Annotated in this window: 14 protein-coding genes and 1 pseudogene; 10 read left to right on the top strand and 5 right to left on the bottom strand. The window is 69.3% G+C overall.

What is annotated here, in order from left to right; translation table 11 throughout:
• Positions 1-73 precede the first annotated feature (73 nt).
• Entirely contained in the window at positions 74-916 is an 843-nt protein-coding gene (locus LE548_RS38310) for a universal stress protein (protein ID WP_225101667.1), read from the bottom strand.
• 779 nt (positions 917-1695) lie between these two features.
• Between LE548_RS38310 and LE548_RS38305 the strand changes: the two are divergent.
• Both LE548_RS38305 and LE548_RS38300 read left to right on the top strand, forming a co-directional pair.
• Positions 1696-2970, top strand: a pseudogene (locus LE548_RS38305) (PP2C family protein-serine/threonine phosphatase).
• 395 nt (positions 2971-3365) lie between these two features.
• Positions 3366-4040, top strand: coding sequence for a CBS domain-containing protein (locus LE548_RS38300; protein WP_225101666.1), 675 nt, complete (start codon positions 3366-3368; stop codon positions 4038-4040).
• A gap of 751 nt (positions 4041-4791) precedes the next feature.
• On the opposite strand, the gene npdG is transcribed toward LE548_RS38300, so the two are convergent.
• The 4 genes from npdG to LE548_RS38280 all read right to left on the bottom strand — a co-directional run bounded on the left by npdG (position 4792) and on the right by LE548_RS38280 (position 9388).
• Positions 4792-5520 (bottom strand): NADPH-dependent F420 reductase, encoded by a 729-nt coding sequence (gene npdG / locus LE548_RS38295; RefSeq protein ID WP_225101665.1) that lies wholly within the window; start codon positions 5518-5520, stop codon positions 4792-4794.
• A gap of 100 nt (positions 5521-5620) precedes the next feature.
• A complete protein-coding gene (locus LE548_RS38290) occupies positions 5621-6559 on the bottom strand; it encodes a TIGR03619 family F420-dependent LLM class oxidoreductase (RefSeq protein ID WP_225101664.1) in 939 nt (312 codons plus the stop codon).
• 120 nt (positions 6560-6679) lie between these two features.
• Positions 6680-7996 (bottom strand): cytochrome P450, encoded by a 1317-nt coding sequence (locus LE548_RS38285; RefSeq protein WP_225101663.1) that lies wholly within the window; start codon positions 7994-7996, stop codon positions 6680-6682.
• A gap of 36 nt (positions 7997-8032) precedes the next feature.
• Positions 8033-9388 (bottom strand): glutamine synthetase family protein, encoded by a 1356-nt coding sequence (locus LE548_RS38280; protein WP_225101662.1) that lies wholly within the window; start codon positions 9386-9388, stop codon positions 8033-8035.
• A gap of 350 nt (positions 9389-9738) precedes the next feature.
• On the opposite strand from LE548_RS38280, the gene LE548_RS38275 reads away from it, so the two are divergent.
• From LE548_RS38275 to LE548_RS38240, 8 genes are all read left to right on the top strand, one after another.
• Positions 9739-9927, top strand: coding sequence for a ferredoxin (locus LE548_RS38275; RefSeq protein ID WP_067252810.1), 189 nt, complete (start codon positions 9739-9741; stop codon positions 9925-9927).
• 5 nt (positions 9928-9932) lie between these two features.
• Entirely contained in the window at positions 9933-11153 is a 1221-nt protein-coding gene (locus LE548_RS38270) for an NAD(P)/FAD-dependent oxidoreductase (RefSeq protein WP_225101661.1), read from the top strand.
• Between the two features lie 11 nt (positions 11154-11164).
• Complete coding sequence (locus LE548_RS38265) at positions 11165-11971, top strand: acetoacetate decarboxylase family protein (RefSeq protein WP_225101660.1); 807 nt, start codon at positions 11165-11167, stop codon at positions 11969-11971.
• Between the two features lie 34 nt (positions 11972-12005).
• Positions 12006-13469, top strand: a complete 1464-nt coding sequence (locus LE548_RS38260; RefSeq protein ID WP_225101659.1) for an aldehyde dehydrogenase — start codon at positions 12006-12008, stop codon at positions 13467-13469.
• The gene (locus tag LE548_RS38255; RefSeq protein ID WP_225101658.1) at positions 13462-14388 is read left to right on the top strand and encodes a 3,4-dihydroxyphenylacetate 2,3-dioxygenase; all 927 of its coding nucleotides are present in this window, start codon (positions 13462-13464) and stop codon (positions 14386-14388) included. Before LE548_RS38260 ends, LE548_RS38255 begins: the two co-directional genes overlap by 8 nt.
• Before the next feature lie 10 nt (positions 14389-14398).
• Entirely contained in the window at positions 14399-15244 is an 846-nt protein-coding gene (locus LE548_RS38250) for a fumarylacetoacetate hydrolase family protein (RefSeq protein WP_225101657.1), read from the top strand.
• 82 nt (positions 15245-15326) lie between these two features.
• Positions 15327-15962 (top strand): TetR/AcrR family transcriptional regulator, encoded by a 636-nt coding sequence (locus LE548_RS38245; protein WP_225101656.1) that lies wholly within the window; start codon positions 15327-15329, stop codon positions 15960-15962.
• A gap of 207 nt (positions 15963-16169) precedes the next feature.
• On the top strand, positions 16170-17351 hold the full coding sequence (locus LE548_RS38240) for a cytochrome P450 (RefSeq protein WP_225101655.1): 1182 nt from the start codon (positions 16170-16172) through the stop codon (positions 17349-17351).
• Positions 17352-17384: the final 33 nt, after the last annotated feature.

The following is a 17384-nucleotide window of genomic DNA, read 5'->3' as shown; positions in this document are numbered from 1 at the left end:
GGCGGGGCCCAGCTCCTTCAAACGGACCGTCTCAGCCCGCAGCATCAGCAGGCTCCTCGGGCCGTCTGGGAACTCAGATCCGTGGGCGAATGACTGCCAGGGGGCACTGGGAGAACTGAAGGAGGTGGTGGCTCACGGAGCCGAGGGCCAGACCGTGGAAACCGCCGAGCCCGCGGGAGCCGACAACCAGGAGGTCGGCCCTGTCCGAGGCGCGGGCGAGCGCGATGACCGGTGGTTCATCGGGCACCAGCTCCATCACCTCGACATCGGGATGCTGCTCGCGCAGCGGGGCCAGCCACTCCTCCAAGGCCTGCCTGTGCTCCTTGGCCATGGCGTCCTGGGAGGCGCTGACGTACGCGTGAGGTCCTGGATGGCTCCAGGCGTGCACGGCCTGCAACCGGGCCCCGCGCAGCGACGCCTGTTCGAAGGCGTAGGCCAGGGCGGCCTGGGAGTGCGCCGACCCGTCGGCTCCGACGACGATACGGTCGTGGCCGGTGGTGACGTGGTTGACGACGACCACCGGGCAGACCGCGTGACCGACCACCTGCAAGGCGACCGAACCGAGCAACAGACTCCCGAAACCGCCCATGCCCTTGGCGCCGAGCACCACCGTGTGGGCGTGCTCTGCCTCGGCAAGCAGCACAGCCGCCGGGGTGCCCGAGGGCAGGGCGGACGTCACTTCCAGATCAGGATGGGCTTCCTGCGCAATGGTCGTGGCCTCGGCCACGACGCCCTGGTCCCAGTTGCTTGCCTCTGTCTCGCGCCCCTCGTCGGTCATCGCGTACGAGTGGTAGGGCGCCAGGACATGGATGACGCGCAACGGACAGTGGCGCAGCGCCGCCTCGTGGGCGGCCCACACCAGAGCCCGCAGACTTCGCCCGGAGCCATCGACCCCGGCCACGATGGGATCAGTCATTACTTCTCCCGGGTATGCGAACGTCGGTGTTCGCCGCCGTCGGACCTGTGGAACTCATTCAGCTCGCGACGGGTTACGGCTACGTAGTCGTTCCGCCAGATGCCGCACCTGTTTCGTGGGCCCTTCCTCAGTGGTCTTACGGCCGCATGAGGTGCTCTGCGGATGGCGCACGGCGGCGGGACATGAGTGGTCGAGCGATACGGCTGACAAGGGCACGCGGAGGATGCCGCCAGCTCATGCCCCTTCTTCTCTTTTTCCTCTATTGTCCCTCATGCACCTCGCAGAGGCGTCTCAGCATCGGTCTCCTGACCTGTCGGCTGTATTGGTGCGCCATGGAAGCGATGATGGGCATGGACAGGTCGTCGGTGTGGTCTCTGAACCCGACCTGCTGTACAAAGAGGCGTTGTGCACGTCAAGCGGCTGAATGTGCGGGGCCGCGAGGCGGTAGGTGCGGGAGCCACTGCTCCGGCAATGAGTACGAGAGCCACCCTGACTGTTCGGGTGTGACATGCCGCTCTTGGCGTAATGGGCGAGGTTGGACTGTTTGGTCGTGTCATGCTGTGGTCTTACTTGATCACGGTCGCGCCAGGAGGCTGAGGTGTACCGCTCGCGTGAGTGGGCGGTCGTGCGCGGGCGTGGGCTTATCGTTTCATCTTCAAATGCGCGCTGATCAAGACCGGCACTGACTCACACCGCCTCAAGGCCGCCGAGGAACAGTGGACACGTCCGTGACAGACAGTGAGGAAGAATCTCGGCAGCTGCGCTTTCCCGAACGGCAGTTGAATGCCGAGCTGGACCAGATCGCCGAACAGCTTCAGACAACGGCGCAGGCCAAGAACCGGTTGCAGGACCTGCTGGATGCGGTGCTGTCCTTCGGTCGGGAGCTGGACCTGGACGCGGTGCTGCACCGCCTTATCACCACTGCCATGGAACTGGTCGGCGCCCGCTACGGGGCGCTGGGGGTACTGGATGAATCCGGCGAGCGCCTGAAGCAGTTCGTCACCGCCAACCTGTCCGAACGGGAGTTGGCCGACCTGGACGGGCTGGAGTTCCCTCGCGGCCGGGGCCTGCTCGGGCGCCTGATGCACGACCTGGCTCCGCTGCGGGTCGATGACATCGCCTCCCACCCGGATTCTGTCGGCTTTCCATCCGGCCACCCTCCCTTGCGCACGCTGCTGGGGGGTCGCGGTCGGCTTCCGTGGCGAGGTCTATGGCGACCTCTACCTGTCCGAACGACATGACGGCCGCCCCTTCGACGCCACCGACGAGGGCATCGTCGTCACCCTGGCCACCGCCGCCGGCATCGCGATCGAAAACGCCCACCTGTTCCGGCAGGTCCGCGAAAGCGCCGAACACTTCCAGCGGCTGCTGCTGCCCACCCTGCCGGACCTGGGCCCGCTTGAGGCCGCCGCCATCTGCCGGCCGGCAGCCGAGCCGGGCACCCTCGGCGGAGACTGGTACGACGCCGTTCCGCTGCCCGACAACGCGGTGGGCGTCGTCGTCGGCGACGTGGTCGGCCACGATCTGCGCGCAGCAGCAGCCATGCCGGCTGCCCGCAACATGCTGCGCGCCTTGCTGTTCGACCGGCGTACTCCGCCCAGTGCCGTCCTTACCCGGCTCGACCGCACCGTGGTCGCCATCACCGACATCCCGGTCACCACGACCTGCCTGGCCCGCGTCGAACCCGAAGAGTCCGGGTGGACGCTGCACTGGAGCAGCGCCGGCCACTTCCCCCCGCTGCTGATCACCCCCGACCACCGGGCCGAATATCTGCATGCCGAGCCCGGCCTGCCCCTCGGAGTGGACACCGAACAGCCCCGTCCCGACCACACCCGCCCATTGCCCCCAGGTGGCATCGTGATCTTCTTCACCGACGGTCTCGTCGAGCACCCGGCCCACACCGTCGATCAGAGCCTGAATGCCCTTGCCGACCTCGCCATCGCCACGCCGACCAGCCGCTGGACGCCCTCGTGCAAGCGCTGGCCGACGACCACCCCAGCGACGGTCACGACGACATGACCATCCTCGCCCTGCGCATCCTCACCAGCGCCTGACAATGACGAACATGCACCAGCAGTGAGCAGGAAGTCGGCCAAAGGGGGGCCCCAATGCCATTACCTACTCAACAGGGCCATCACGCTTCGCGGACAGGTCCACGGCGCCTCGCTCGCCTCGGGCAGGCCCGAAACCAAGCGGCGACCTGCGGTGTTCTCTCGGGACGAGCACGGCTGGTCGGCGAACGAGCTCGGTGAGGACGAGCGTCTGCTTCGCGCCCGGACGGCGCCGGTCGGCTGGCTTTCCACGACGAGTCGGTTTCCGAGCTGAGTTCGCATGATCGCCGCCCTCTCCTCAGAATGGTGCTGTATCCGACCTGCCACGCGGGACAGACCGCAGCATGGGGCGAGAGCCCCGTGTCCGCTAGGTGGGCGGCCGGTCTACGGGAGGCGCCATGCAGCACCGAACGGTCGAGGAGCTGATGACCCGGGATGTCGTCCGGGCGCGGCGTGATACGCCCTTCAAGGATCTGGTCAGGCTGCTGGCAGAGAACGACGTCACCGCCGTACCAGTAGTGGATGATCTGGACCGTCCGGTGGGCGTGGTGTCCGAGGCCGACCTGCTGCGCAAGAGCGCGGACCAGGCCGACCCGTCGGGCAGGGTCTCGATCCCGAACCTGGAGGCCTGGGAGCGGGCCAAGGCCGAGGGTTCCCGCGCCGAGGAACTGATGTCGGCTCCCGCGGTGTGCGCGCGCCCGGAGTGGAACGTGGTGGAGGCCGCTCGCCTCATGGAGGCCCAGCACGTCAAGCGGCTGCCCGTGGTGGACGAGGCGGACCGGCTCCTGGGCATCGTCAGCCGTGGCGATCTGCTGCGGATCTTCCTGCGCCGTGACGACGCCATCCGCGACGAGATCACCCAGGACGTGCTACGGCGCACCATGGGGCTCGTTCCCTCGGAGGTCACCGTCGAGGTCCGCGAGGGGCGGGTCACTCTCGGCGGCGCCGTGGAGTACAGGAGTCTGATTCCCGTGATCGAGCAGCTGTGCCGCGGCGTCGACGGCGTGGTCTCGGTCACCGAGCACATCGCGTACCGGACCGACGACGCCCAACGTCCCTACACCGGCACCTGACGAGGACTGGCCGACGGGCGTCCCTGCCCCAGCCGCGAGGGTTCGTCAGCAAGCCGTGGATGGCAACGATCGTGCCCATCACTTTCGCCTCCGCCCGTGGCGAAGAGCGCGAGTTCGCGGATGATTGCAGGGGCCAACCGCTGAACCCGCGCGTTGTCTCCTGGTTGGGGACAGAAACGAGGGCGGGTTCGTCCATGCTTGCAGGGGATGAGGCTGCTGTCAGAGCCGTGGGGATCGGCGGCGTGCGGCAGACACGGAGAGATGGTGTCCCGGCGGGTGGTGTAGTCGAGCCGCCTTCGTGATGCCGCAGATCGCGGTGGTGATTCGCCCGGCACCCGGGAACCTTGTGGGCCATGCCGCTGTGACCAGCCGGCCGGTCGCGCAGGAAGCTCCACCGCGTCGCCCGGTTACGGGATGCGCGCCTTCCACATGGCTACACCACGCCGTGGGGCACGACTGGGGACGGTGGCGTCCCACCGAGTGGTGTAGCGGTGCAGAGTTCGTGACTCCGCAGGTCAGTCGGCTGACGCAGCCGCCGCCGCGCCGGAACGGGGTGCTGACGCCTGCGAGCAGCACGAACGACAGACCCGCGAGCTGGCTGGGAACTGCCAGTTCGATTCTGAGCGGATCCACGCGATCCGTATGGCTACACCACTCGGCGGGGCGCCATCTCTGGTTGCGTCCCATGGCTGTACCGGATTGGAGGCGAGACATTGGGGGCGGGGCTCGATGAAAGACGCTGGGAGTCTGCTCAGACGTCGCTGAGGCGCAGGCCGGCGTGGGCCTTGTAGCGGCGGTTCACCGAGATCAGGTTGGCTACCAGCGACTCCACTTGGTGGGCGTTGCGCAGTCGTCCGCCGTAGACGCCGCGTGCGCCTGGGAGGCGTGAGGCGAGTGCCTGGACGGTGTCGGTAGCGGCGCGTTCGTCGCCCAGGACGAGTACGTCGGTGTCGATCTTCTCGATCTGACGGTCTTCCAGAGTGACGGCGGAGAGATGGTGAAACGCGGCGGTCACCCGGGAGTCCGGCAACAGCGCGGCAGCCTGCTGGGCGGCGCTGCCCTCCGCGGGCCTGAGTGCGTAGGCTCCCTTCTTGTCGAAGCCGAGCGGGTTGACGCAGTCGACCACGATCTTGCCGGCGAGTTCATCGCGGAGCGTGGTCAGTAGCTCGGCATGTCCCTCCCAGGGAGTGGCGACGATCACCAGATCGCTCTCCCGCGCGGTCGTGGCGTTGTCAGTGCCGCGGATGTCATCGCCGATGGCTGCTGCCGTGGAGGTGGCACGGGCGGCGTTCCGTGACCCGATGACGACCTGTTGGCCCGCGCCGGCGAGCCGGTAAGCGAGGCCGCGCCCCTGTGGGCCGGTTCCGCCGAGGATGCCGACGACCAGGCCGGACACATCGGGGAGGCGATGGGGATCGTTTCGAGTGGCTTCAGCGGGAGTGGAGGGACGGGTGCTGGCGGCTTCGTCGGGAGTCGTCATGCTGTGGTCCTTGGCTCGTTCGGTTCGTTCTTCCGCGACCCGGTGCCGTTCGTCGTCAGCGGGCTGCTCGGGCCGCGATGCGGGACATCGGCCGGCGCCGTCAGGCGGTCAGGGACTCCACGCGACGGATCACCTCGCGGCAGAAGGCGCCCACCCCGTTCGGGTCGTCGGTGAACTGCGAGGGCTTGATGCAGAAGGTGGTGAAGCCCTGGGCCATCTGCGCGGGGATGGGTTCGAGGGCCTGTGCCAGGTCGGCGCAGGAGTCGTCGTCGGGGAACACGGCGCGGGTGCCGCCGATCATCTCCAGGTCGGCGATGTCGCGGCCCGCCGCGGCCATCGCGGCCTTCAGCGTCTGCATCTCCTCGGACGTCACCTTGCCCAGCGGGTTGAAGGCATGGCCGTGCCGGACGATCCGGCGGACCATCGCGTCGTGCATGCCCGCGCCGCCGAAGCAGAGCCGGGGGCCGTCCGGGCGGTAGGCCTTGGGCTCGAAGTAGACGTCCCGGAAGGTGTAGTACTCGCTCTCGTGGGACACGGGGGAGGGGCCCCACAGCTTCGCCCAGATCTCCAGGTGTTCGTCGAGGAGCTTGCCGCGCCGGGAGAACGGGACACCGAGTGCCGCGTACTCGTCCCGGCTCCAGCTGACGTTGGGCAGCACCATCAGACGGCCCTCGGAGAGAAGGTCGAGGGTGCCGAGCTCGCGGGCCAGGAGCAGGGGGTGCCGCAGGGGAGCGATGACCGCCGACGCGGCGAGGCGCAGGCGATCCGTGACGGCGGCGATCGCGCCGAGCAGTATGAGCGAGTTGGGCCATGGGGTGCGGGGGTCCTGGTTGCCCGGCAGAGCGTAGTCTCGGGGGTTGCCCATCACGCCGTTGGCGCCGGCGTCCGGGCCGAGCACGATGTGTTCGCTGATCATGACGGAGTCGAATCCGGCGTCCTCGGCCTCGCGGGCCCAGCGGACCACGGTCGGCAGGTCCGCGCGGCCTGCGGTCATGGTCCAGTTCTCGCTCAGGACGAGCTGCATGCGGGGAGTGGTCATCGTGGCGATCCTCAAGGCGGGCGTGTTTGAGGGCAGACGTGAGGGGCGGCCGCTCGTTCTGGCCGGGGCGCCCGGGGCGCCCGGGGCGGCCGCAGCCGTCTGGACGGCTGCGGCCGGCGGTCAGGCGAGGGTGACCTCGACCGGCAGCTTCTTGATGCCGTTGACGAAGTTGGAGCGGACGCGGGGTACGTCGCCGGCGAGCTTGATGTCAGCGATGCGCGGGATGAGCTCCTCGAACATGATGCGGATCTCGGTGCGGGCGAGGAGGTTGCCCAGGCAGAGGTGGGGGCTGCCCTTGCCGAAGGTGACGTGGTCGTTGTTCTGCCGGGTGACCTCGAAGTCGTAGGGGTTGCCGAAGACTTCTTCGTCGCGGTTGCCGGAGGCGTACCACATGACGACCTTGTCGCCTTCCTTGATGTGCTTGCCGCCGAGTTCGACGTCGCGGGTGGCGGTGCGGCGGAAGTGGTAGACGGGGGAGGCCCAGCGCAGGAACTCCTCGACCGCCGTGGGGATCAGGGACGGGTCGTCCTTCAGCTTCGCCAGCTGCTCGGGGTGCTGGAGGAGGGCCAGCATGGAGTGGGAGATGGTGTGGCGGGTGGTCTCGTTTCCGGCCACCACCAGGAGCAGGAAGTAGTTGTCGAAGTCCTCGGCCGAGAGCGGGACGCCGTCGCGCGGCGTGGTGTTGACGAGCTTCGAGACCAGGTCCGTACCGTCGCCGCCGCGCCGCTGCCGCGCCAACTCCCTGCCGTACTCGAAGACTTCGATCGACGCTGGGGAACGGAACGGCAGGTCGCGGTACTTCTCGCTCTCCTCGCTGTGCAGCAGGACATCCGCGTAGTCGGGGTCGGTGTTGCCGATGATGCGGTTGCCCCAGTCGATGAGCTGCTGGTTGTCCTCCGGCGGGACGTCGAGGAGCCGGGCCAGGACGTTGATGGGGAAGTCGGCGGAGACGTCGGCGACGAAGTCGAAGGTGCCCTTGGCGAGGGCCGCGTCGAGCGTCTTGGCGGTCAGGCCGCGCAGGAAGTCGCTGTAGCTGTTGATGACGCTCGCGCCGAACTGCCGCTGGATCACGTTGCGCAGGGCGCGGTGGCGGACGCCGTCCATCTCCAGGATGGACGCGCGCTTCTTGATCTGGTCGTCGTCGAGTTCTTCGAGGTTGACGAAGCGCGTGGAGGTGAAAGTCTCCGGGTCGCGGTCGACGGCGGCGATGTCGGCGTGCCGGGTCACTGCCCAGAAGCCGGAGTTGGGGGCCTCTTCGGGCTGCCAGTGGACCGGGTCCTGGTGGCGCAGGGTGTGGAACATGCGCCACGGGGTGATGCCGTCGGCGAAGTTGTCGAGGTCGGCGAGGTCCACCCGGTCGAGCGGCAGGGGCTCGGCGAGGGCTGCGCGCAGCTCGGCTCGGGTGGTGGGGACGGCGGGAACGGTGGGGCTGGTCATGTGGCGGGTCCTTCGGGCGAGGGTTTCGGGGCGGGTTTACAGGTGGTAGGCGTACTCGGTGAACTCCCAGTCGGTGACGTGCCGCCCGAAGCGTTCGAGCTCGTCCCGCTTGTAGGTGAGGAAGGACGTGGTGAAGTCCTTGCCGAGCAGGTCGGTCAGGGCGGTGTCCGACTCCAGCGCGTCGAGCGCGGCCGACAGGCTCTGGGGCAGCAGGGCGGCACGGGAGGTGTCGTAGCCGTAGCCCTCCAAGGGGGCGGGCGGTTCCTCGCCGGCCTGGACGCCGAGCGAAGCGGCGGCGATCGTGCCGGCGATCAGCAGGTATGGGTTGGCGCTTGCGTCGCCCAGCCGCAGCTCCAGCCGCGCCCCGCCACCGCGCTCCGGTGGGATGCGGACCATGGCGCTGCGGTTGTCGAGCCCCCAGTCGATCAGCCAGGGCGCGAGGGTGTCCGGGCCGAAGCGCTTGTACGAGTTCACGGTCGGGTTGGCCAGGGCTGCGAGCGCGGGCGCGTGGGCGAGAATGCCCGCGATGGCGTGCCGGGCCGTGGCGGACAGGCCGTACGAGCCCGCCGGGTCGTCGAAGGCGTTCTGACCATCGGCGTCGTTGCACGACAGGTGGAGGTGGAAGCCGGAGCCGCCCGCGTCGCCGAAAGGCTTGGCCATGAAGGTGGCGAGGTTGCCCTCCTTGCGGGCCAGTTCCTTGACGGCCGCCTTGAAGCGGAAGGCGCGGTCGGCGGCGTCGAGGGCGGCGGAGTGGGTCAGGTTGATCTCGTACTGGCCGCCGTCGAACTCGTGGTTGCCGGTGACGACACCCAGCCCGAGGTCGCGCAGCGCGCGCAGGGTGCGCAGCAGGTGGTTGTCGGGGTCGGCGCGCAGGCCCGCGGTGTAGACGGCACCGGTGGTCTCCGGTGAGCGGCGCCAGCCGGTGGGCGAGCTGGGGGCGGTTTCCAGCAGGAAGTACTCCAGCTCGGGGCCGACGACGGGGCGCAGTCCCTGCTCGGCGCAGCGGACCAGGACGGTGCGCAGCAGGTCGCGGGGGGACTCGGGGGCCGGGGCACCGGTCGCCGGGTCGGTGACCTCGCCCAGGCATGCGGCGACACCCGGCTCCCAGGGCAGGACGGCCAGGGTGGACAGGTCGGGGCGTACGGTCACGTCCGGCAGGCCGGCGTCGAGACCGCCTGCGACCGGGACGACGTCGCCCTGCGGGGTGGTGTGGTAGACGGCGCGGCAGAAGGCGAGACCGTGGTCGCAGGCAGACGGCAGATGGTCCAGCAGCACCTCGCGGGCGCGGTCCGTGCCGATCAGGTCGGGGTAAACCACCCGGACCACGTCGACGCCCTCGGCGGCGAGCCGCTCCATGTGCCGGCGGATGTCTGGGGTGTCGGATGCGCTCACCGGTGTCTCCTTGGCGGAAGGAAGGGACTCCCTGTGCCTGGGGCACTGGGGAGGGGTGCGGAGGGAGGCCGGGGCGGGGGAGAAGCGCGCCCCGGGCTAGTCATTTGATCCCGAACGATATGGAGGGGGTTGCGGCCCCGCAAGGGGCTGGTAGAAAAAAGTTATCCATCTGGACAGGTATTGACCAGGGTCGGACGGCTTCCTATCTTGTTTGAAGCCAAACGAGTGAGGGGTGCGGCATCCGCTGGATTTCGCCCCCTTTGGCCGAGGGGGCCGGCCATACCCGGGCCGGGCCCCTCTCTTCTCCCTGCTTCTTTGCTCCGACGCCCTCACCCCTCAGGAGGACCGCCATGAAGGTCGTCGTCGACATGAACAAGTGCCAGGACCACGGCCAGTGCGTCTTCGCCGCCCCCGACGTCTTCTCGATGGACGACGACGGACACCTGGTGTACGTGTCCGACCCCGATGACGCGCTGCGCGACGAGGTCGAAGAGGCCGCCGACGTGTGTCCGCTGCAGGCCATCCGGATCGAGGGATGACCGCCATGACCGCACCCACGAGCGGACGTGTCGTCGTCGCCGGCGGCTCGATGGGCGGCCTGCGCGCCGCCGAACAACTGCGCGCGGCGGGCTGGACCGGGACGATCACGGTCATCGGTGATGAGCCCCACATGCCCTACAACCGGCCCCCGCTGTCCAAGGAGGTGCTGGCCGGCAAGGCACCCTTCGAGTCGCTCGCCTTCACGCCGAAGGCAGCCGCCGCCGACGTGGAGTGGCGGCTCGGCACGAGGGTCGTCGCAGCCGACCTCGACCAGCGTGTCGTCGAACTCGACGACGGCTCGGCGATCTCCTACGACGGACTGGTCGTCGCCACCGGCATGCGGCCCCGGCGCCTGCGCTGCCCCGGCCCGCTCGTCGGCCGCCACACCGTCCGCACCCTCGCCGACGCCCAGGGCCTGCGCGACGAGCTGACCCGCCCTGGTGCCCGCGTGGTCGTGGTCGGCGCCGGCTTCATCGGCTGCGAGGTCGCCGCCACCGCCGTGGGCCTCGGCGTCCGCGAGGTGACCGTCGTCGATCCGCTCCCCCTGCCCATGGTCGGTCCGCTCGGCGAACTGCTGGGTCGCGCGCTGCTGAAGCGGCACGAGGAGCGCGGGGTGCGCTTCGCACTGGGCACCGGAGTATCCGGTTTCGAGGGCGAGGACCGTGTCACCGGGGTCGTGCTGAGCGACGGCACTGTGCTGCCCGCCGATGTGGTCGTGGAGTCGGTCGGCTCCGTGGCCAACGTCGAGTGGCTGGAGGGCAACGGCCTCGACCTCAGTGACGGCGTCCTCACCTGCGAGCAGCTGCGGGTCGGGGGGCGGCCGGAAGTCGTCGCGGTCGGCGACGTCGCCCGCTTCCCCAATGCCCGCTACGACGGCGTACCCCGGCGTGTCGAGCACTGGTCGATCCCCACCGACACGGCCAAGCACGCCGCGAAGGCCCTCGTCGCCCATCTCACCGGAAAGGACGGGGAGTTGGTGCCCTTCGCCCCGCTGCCGACGTTCTGGAGCGATCAGCACGACTTCCGGCTGCAGTCCTTCGGCGCGCCCGTCCTGGGCAAGGACGACGTACGGATCCTGGACGGCGACCCCGACGGTGACGTCCTCGTCGGATACCACGCCGGGGACCGGCTCGTCGGCGTCGTCGCGCTCGGCGGTCAGGCCGCCGCGATGGGGGCCGCCCGGTATCGCGCCCAGTTGCTCAAGCAGCCCGCCCTCACCGCGTAAGGAATCCCTTCATGTCCACTGTCCGTGGTTACTTCCACCCCAAGACGGCGAGCGGTGCCTCCTCGCTGATCCCGTCCCCGCCGTGGCGCTACTCCGGCGACCTGCTGACCGTCGAGTACCGCACGGACCCCTCCCGGGTGCGTGAACTGCTGCCCGAGCCGCTGGAGCTGGCAGACGAGGACCCTGGCGCGGTTGCTCTGATCTGGGCCGACTGGCAGTCCTGCTCGGAATCGGGCCAGGAGCTGCTGGACCCGGTGCTCGCCCAGTACAAGGAGGCCTTCGCGGTCGTCCGCTGCAAGTACCGGGGACAGACCTACAGCCGCTGCGTCTACATCTGGGTCGACAAGGACTTCGCCATCGCCCGCGGACTGCACCAGGGATACCCGAAGAAGCTCGGCTCGATCCACCAGACCCGCCCGCACCCGTACGGGCCCGCGCCGCGCATCGAGGCGGGCGCCCGCTTCGGGGCGACCCTGGCCGCCGCGGACCGGCGCCTCGCCCAGGCCGTGGTCACCCTGCGCGAGCCGTCGGAGACCAACGGGTTCGTCAACGGCCACCCCATGGCCCACCACCGCTGGCTGCCCTCCATCGAGAAGGGCAAGGGCCTGGCGCTCGACGAGCTGATCGAGTCCGGCGCCGCCTCCTTCGAAGGCGGGCAGCCCTGGGTCGGCGACGCCGAGCTGGAGCTGTTCGAGGCGCCCACCGAGGACCTGGCACGCCTGGAGATCCGCGAACCGATCGCCGCCTACTACCGGCAGGTCGGCGTCGTCTGGGACGGCGGCCGGCTGCTGGAGTCCGGCACGTCCGGCGCCGAGTAACCCCCTTACACACCACAGGACTTGGAGACCGGACATGACCGAGCACACCCTCACGGTGGCCGGGGTCGCCGTCGACACCCGGCACTGGATCGGCGGCGAGCGCGTCGCCTCCACCGAAACGTTCACCGACGTCTCGCCGATCGACGGAAGCGTCCTCGGTGAGATCTCCCGGGGCACCGCGATGGAGGCGGCGGCGGCCGTGGCCGCGGCGAAGGCCGCCTTCCCCGCCTGGGCCGCCACCCCCCGCGCCGAACGCGCCCGCATCCTGCACGCCGTCGCCGACGGCGTCGAGAAGCGGCTGGAAGAGCTCGCGATCGTGGAGACCACCGACAACGGCGCCCTGCTCCGCTCCCACCGCCGGGGCGTCATGCCCCGCGTCGCCCACAACTTCCGCTTCTTCGCGGACTGGCTGCTGAGGCTGGAGCACGAGGACTTCGAGACGCGCGGGCACACCAACCACATCAGCTGGGACCCGGCGGGCCCCTGTGTGCTGATCACCCCGTGGAACGCCCCCTTGATGCTGGCCACGTGGAAGGTCGCCCCGGCTCTCGCGGCCGGCAACACGCTCGTCCTCAAGCCCGCCGAGTGGACCCCGCTGACCGCCTCGCTGCTGGCCGACATCGCCGCCGAGGCCGGGCTGCCGGCCGGGGTGCTGAACGTCGTGCAGGGGTACGGCTCGGAGATCGGTGACGCCCTGACCTCGCACCCTGACGTGCGGCGGATCAGCTTCACCGGTTCGGTGCCGACGGCGCAGCGGATCGCGGCCTCGGCTGCCGCGAACCTGACCCCGCTCAGTCTCGAACTCGGCGGCAAGTCGCCCCTGTTGGTGTTCGCCGACGCCGACCTGGACCTCGCGGTCGACCTGGCGGTGGAGCAGTACGACAACGCCGGGCAGGTGTGCCTGGCCGCGACGCGCTTCCTGGTCGAGGAGCCGGTCGCCGAGGAGTTCACCCGCCGCTTCGTCGAGAAGGCCGGGCAGCTCACCCAGGGCGACCCGCGTGACGAGGCCACCGACATCGGGCCGAACATCCACCCGCGCCAGCTGGAGAAGATCGACGGGTTCGTGCAGCGGGCGATCGCGGCCGGGGCCCGCGCGGTCATCGGCGGCCACCGCAAGGACGGCCAGTACTACGCGCCGACCCTCCTCACCGACGTCGCCCAGGACTCGGAGATCGTTCAGGAGGAGGTCTTCGGGCCGGTCCTGACCCTCCAGACCTTCGCCGACGAGGACGAGGCGGTCCGGCTGGCCAACGACACCCGCTTCGGGCTGGCCGCCACCGTCGCCACCGGCTCACGCGAGCGCGCCGAGCGCGTCACCGCCCGCCTCGTCGCGGGCACGGTCTGGACCAACTGCTTCTTCGTCCGCGACCTGCAGGCGCCCTTCGGCGGCTCCCGCCACTCCGGCGTCGGCCGTGAGGGCGGCACCTGGAGCTTCGACTTCTACTGCGACGTGAAGAACACCGTGACCGCGCCGAACGGCTGGAGGAACCATGGGTGAGATCGTCGGGGCGGGCCTGCTCGCCCACGTCCCCACCATCGTGCTTCCCAAGGAGACCCGGCTGGAGCTGAACGAGGGGAGGGAGATCACCCTCGTCACCGGCCTGCACCAGCTTCGCAAGGACGTCTTCGAGCGCGACGACTACGACACCGTCGTCGTGCTGGACTCTCACTGGGCCACGACGGTCGAATTCGTCGTCACCGCCCAGCAGCGCAGAGCCGGCCTCTTCACCTCCGAGGAACTGCCGCGCGGCATGTGCCGGATGCCGTACGACTTCCCGGGCGACCCCGACCTCGCCCGGAACATCGAGAAGTTCGCCGACAAGCACGGCACCTGGATCACCGCGATCGACGACGAGTACCTGCCGATCTACTACGCCACCATCAATCTGTGGAAGTTCCTCGGTGAGGGGCTGCCCGACAAGCGGTGGGTGACCATCGGGGTCTGCCAGACCGGCGACATGGAGGACCACCTGCGCCTCGGCCGCGCCCTGGCCGACGGCATCGCCGCCACCCCGGGGCGGCGCGTGCTGCTCATCGCCTCCGGTGCGCTGTCGCACACCTTCTGGCCGCTGCGCGAGCTGCGCGACCACGAAACCAGCGACCCGGTGCACATCTTCACGCCCGAGGCGCGCGAGGCCGACCACGAGAGGATCGCCTGGTTCAAGGAGGGCCGCCACGACAAGGTCCTCGACACCATGCCGGAGTTCTCGAAGTACAAGCCCGAGGCGAAGTTCTTCCACTACCTGATGATGGCTGGCGCCCTCGGCGAGCAGGCCTGTGTCGCCAAGGCCCGCCAGTACGGCGAGTACGAGAACTCCATCGGCACCGGCCAGGTCCACCTCTGGTTCGACCGGCCCGCCGACGGCTGGACCGGCGCCGGCCTGCCCTCCCCGCACAACCCTCACAGCCGTATCTAGGAGCCCCGCCATGCCCGAATACCGCCGCATCCTCCTCGACGGCGCCGCCGTCCAGGTCACCGTCGACGGAGACGAGCTCGTCGCCGGGGACGGCCGCCGCGTCAAGATCGAGGACGCGCAGCACCTGCCGCCAGTCGTGCCCTCCAAAGTGATCGCCGTCCACCTCAACCACCGAAGCCGCGTCGACGAGTTCCGGATCGACCTGCCCGACACCCCCACCTACTTCCACAAACCGACCTCCTCCCTCAACTCCCACAAGGGCGCCATCGTCCGCCCCGAGGGCTGCAAGTGGCTCAACTACGAGGGCGAGGTCGCCATCGTCATCGGGAGGACCGCGCGGAACATCTCCCCGGCCGAGGCAGGGGAGTACATCGCCGGCTACACCATCGCCAACGACTACGGCCTGCACGACTTCCGCGACACCGACGCCGGCTCCATGCTCCGCGTGAAGGGCTCCGACACCCTGTGCCCGCTCGGGCCCGGCCTGGTCACGGACTGGGACTTCCACGGAAAGACCCTGCGCACCTACGTCAACGGCGAGGTGGTGCAGGACGGTTCGACCGACGAGATGAAGTGGGACATGCACTACCTCGTCGCCGACATCGCCCGCACCATCACCCTCTACCCCGGTGACGTCCTGCTCTCCGGCACCCCCGCCAACTCCCGGCCTGTCCAGCCCGGGGATGTGGTCGAGGTGGAGGTGGAGGGGCTCGGCCGGCTGACGAACCACATCGTGACCGGCCCGACCCCGGTCCGCACCGACGTCGGCGCCCAGCCCACCGAGTCCGAGGAAGTGCTGTCCACCGCGCTCGGCGGCGACTGGGAGTTCCGCGGCATCCGCCCGCCCAGGCGCTGACGGACGCCCATGAGACGGCGCCGCACCGGGCCTGTCGACCGAGGCGTCCGGTGCGGCCGCCCTCCCAGGTAAGGTCGCCCCCATGACCGAGTCCACCGACGCCTCCAAGAGCCGGCAGTCACGCAAGCGCCTGCACTACGGCGAGGGCCGAGAAGCCCTGCTGAACGCCGCCGTCCGTGTGGTGGCGCGGGGCGGCCTGCGCAGGCTCACCTACCGGGCCGTCGCGGAGGAGGCCGGGGTCACCCACGGCCTCGTGGTGCACCACTTCGGTTCGCGCGATGCCCTGATCGAGGAGACCCTCGCCCACACCATCCGCACCTCGCTCAACACCAGTGCGCTCGAACCGGGCACCGGCAGGGTCGCGGACTTCTCGGCGGGGCTGTCGGAGATGGTCACGGCGGATCCGGACGTCCAGGTGTTCCAGTACGAGCTGCTGCTGGAATCGCGCCGCCGCCCGGAGCTGCTACCCCAGATCCGCGCGTTGTACGACGAGTACTTCGACGCCACCCAGCGCGAACTGACCCGCATGCTGCCAGCCGGCGCGGACAAGGCACTGACCCGGCTGGTCTTCGCCGCGCTCGACGGCCTCGTACTGCACCAGCTCGTCCTCGGTGAGCCCGAGGTCACGGATGCCGCACTGGAAGAGCTGCGCTCCTTGCTGAGGTTCCTCGACGCCAACGGTGACACTGCTCGCGACCGCACCGCCGAGGACGGCTGACAAACCCCTCTGACCTGCTTGTTCCAAGGCTCCGGACGTTCCGCGTCCGGAGCCTTTCGCCGTTCGGCGCCATGATCTCGTTTGATTCCGTACGAGTAAAGAGTTGGTTACGGCCACCGGAAGCATTGACGCAGCTTTCCAGATGGATAATTCTCGCCTGCATGGCAGGGACCGCCCGCGGCCGCCATGCATCCCTAGGAGATCCCCATGACCATCGAGGCTCCCGCAGCCGAGCTGCTTCCGTTCCGCGACCCCGACTACCGGGCGAAGCCCGCCCCGTACTACGCCCGGCTCCGCGCGGAGGCGCCCGTCTACCGGCATCCGATCGGCGTGTACGTGGTGTCCCGCTATGAGGACGTCGCGAAGCTGATTCGCAATCCCACCCTCAGTGTCCGCAAGCTCGATTTCGGCGTGGCCGATCCGCTGCACGACACGGTGCTCGGCCAGGACGCCCCCGACCACACCCGGCTGCGCCGCATCACCAACCGCTGGTTCACGCCCAAGGCGGTCGAGGAGTGGTCCAAGGTGATGCAGGCGTCCGTGGACGCCGTACTCGACAAGGCGGTCGAGGCAGGCGGCACGCTCGACGCGGTGGACGACCTCGCCCTGCGCTCCACCTTCGAAACCATCTGTCACATCTTCGGTGTCGAGCCCACGAAGATGCTGGAGATCCAGAAGGCCACCTACAACATCGGCGTCAGCCTCGGGCCCGGGTCCGACGAGGACGACTGGCGGGTCACCGGTGAAGCTTTCGAGTGGTACGAGCAGCACAACCGTGCCCTCATCGCCCACAAGCGCGCCCACCCCGGCAGCGGACTGATCGACCACTTCCTCGCCGAGCAGGACGCTGGGAACATGACCGAGAACGAGGTCATCTTCTCGATCCTGCTCTTCTTCGCCGTCGGTCACCTGGACATCAAGCACCTCATCGTGCAGGGCATCCGGCACATGGCCGAACACCCCGAGTACATCGGGATCTATCGCGACCAGCCGGAAATCCGGCCCGGCTTCATCAATGAGGTGCTGCGCATCGAGACCCCCGAGCAGATGGTCTCCCGCCTCACCACCCAGGAAACGGTCATCGGCGACACGACCGTGCCCGCCGGCGAGGTCCTCGTCCTGCTCATCGGCTCCGCCAACCGTGACCCGGAAGCCTTCCCCGACCCGGACCGTTTCGACCACAACCGTCCGGCCGCCGCGAGCCGGCACCTGGCCTTCGGCTCCGGCCAGCACGGCTGCGCGGGACAGGTGCTCGCCCGTGCACAGGCCGACGTCGTCTTCACTGCGCTGGTCAACCGCTTCGCCGCGATCGAACTCGTCGGTGAGCCCACCTTCACCCACACCGAGTTCCTGCGCAGCATCGCCCACCTGCCGATCCGGCTTCGCTGACAGCACGTCGGCCGTTCCTTCCCTCAGCACACA

It is taken from the genome of Streptomyces sp. CoH27, from assembly GCF_020181035.1.
Taxonomy (GTDB): Bacteria; Actinomycetota; Actinomycetes; order Streptomycetales; family Streptomycetaceae; genus Streptomyces; species Streptomyces camelliae.
This window is presented reverse-complemented; position numbering and strand designations above follow the sequence as displayed.

Coding starts and splice junctions, on each gene's coding strand:
- LE548_RS38265 (WP_225101660.1), top strand. CDS start 11,165: ATGTCCACTGTCCGTGGTTACTTCCACCCCAAGACGGCGAGCGGTGCC.
- LE548_RS38260 (WP_225101659.1), top strand. CDS start 12,006: ATGACCGAGCACACCCTCACGGTGGCCGGGGTCGCCGTCGACACCCGG.
- LE548_RS38310 (WP_225101667.1), bottom strand. CDS start 916: ATGACTGATCCCATCGTGGCCGGGGTCGATGGCTCCGGGCGAAGTCTG.
- LE548_RS38240 (WP_225101655.1), top strand. CDS start 16,170: ATGACCATCGAGGCTCCCGCAGCCGAGCTGCTTCCGTTCCGCGACCCC.
- LE548_RS38275 (WP_067252810.1), top strand. CDS start 9,739: ATGAAGGTCGTCGTCGACATGAACAAGTGCCAGGACCACGGCCAGTGC.
- LE548_RS38250 (WP_225101657.1), top strand. CDS start 14,399: ATGCCCGAATACCGCCGCATCCTCCTCGACGGCGCCGCCGTCCAGGTC.
- LE548_RS38245 (WP_225101656.1), top strand. CDS start 15,327: ATGACCGAGTCCACCGACGCCTCCAAGAGCCGGCAGTCACGCAAGCGC.
- npdG (WP_225101665.1), bottom strand. CDS start 5,520: ATGACGACTCCCGACGAAGCCGCCAGCACCCGTCCCTCCACTCCCGCT.
- LE548_RS38285 (WP_225101663.1), bottom strand. CDS start 7,996: ATGACCAGCCCCACCGTTCCCGCCGTCCCCACCACCCGAGCCGAGCTG.
- LE548_RS38270 (WP_225101661.1), top strand. CDS start 9,933: ATGACCGCACCCACGAGCGGACGTGTCGTCGTCGCCGGCGGCTCGATG.
- LE548_RS38290 (WP_225101664.1), bottom strand. CDS start 6,559: ATGACCACTCCCCGCATGCAGCTCGTCCTGAGCGAGAACTGGACCATG.
- LE548_RS38255 (WP_225101658.1), top strand. CDS start 13,462: ATGGGTGAGATCGTCGGGGCGGGCCTGCTCGCCCACGTCCCCACCATC.
- LE548_RS38300 (WP_225101666.1), top strand. CDS start 3,366: ATGCAGCACCGAACGGTCGAGGAGCTGATGACCCGGGATGTCGTCCGG.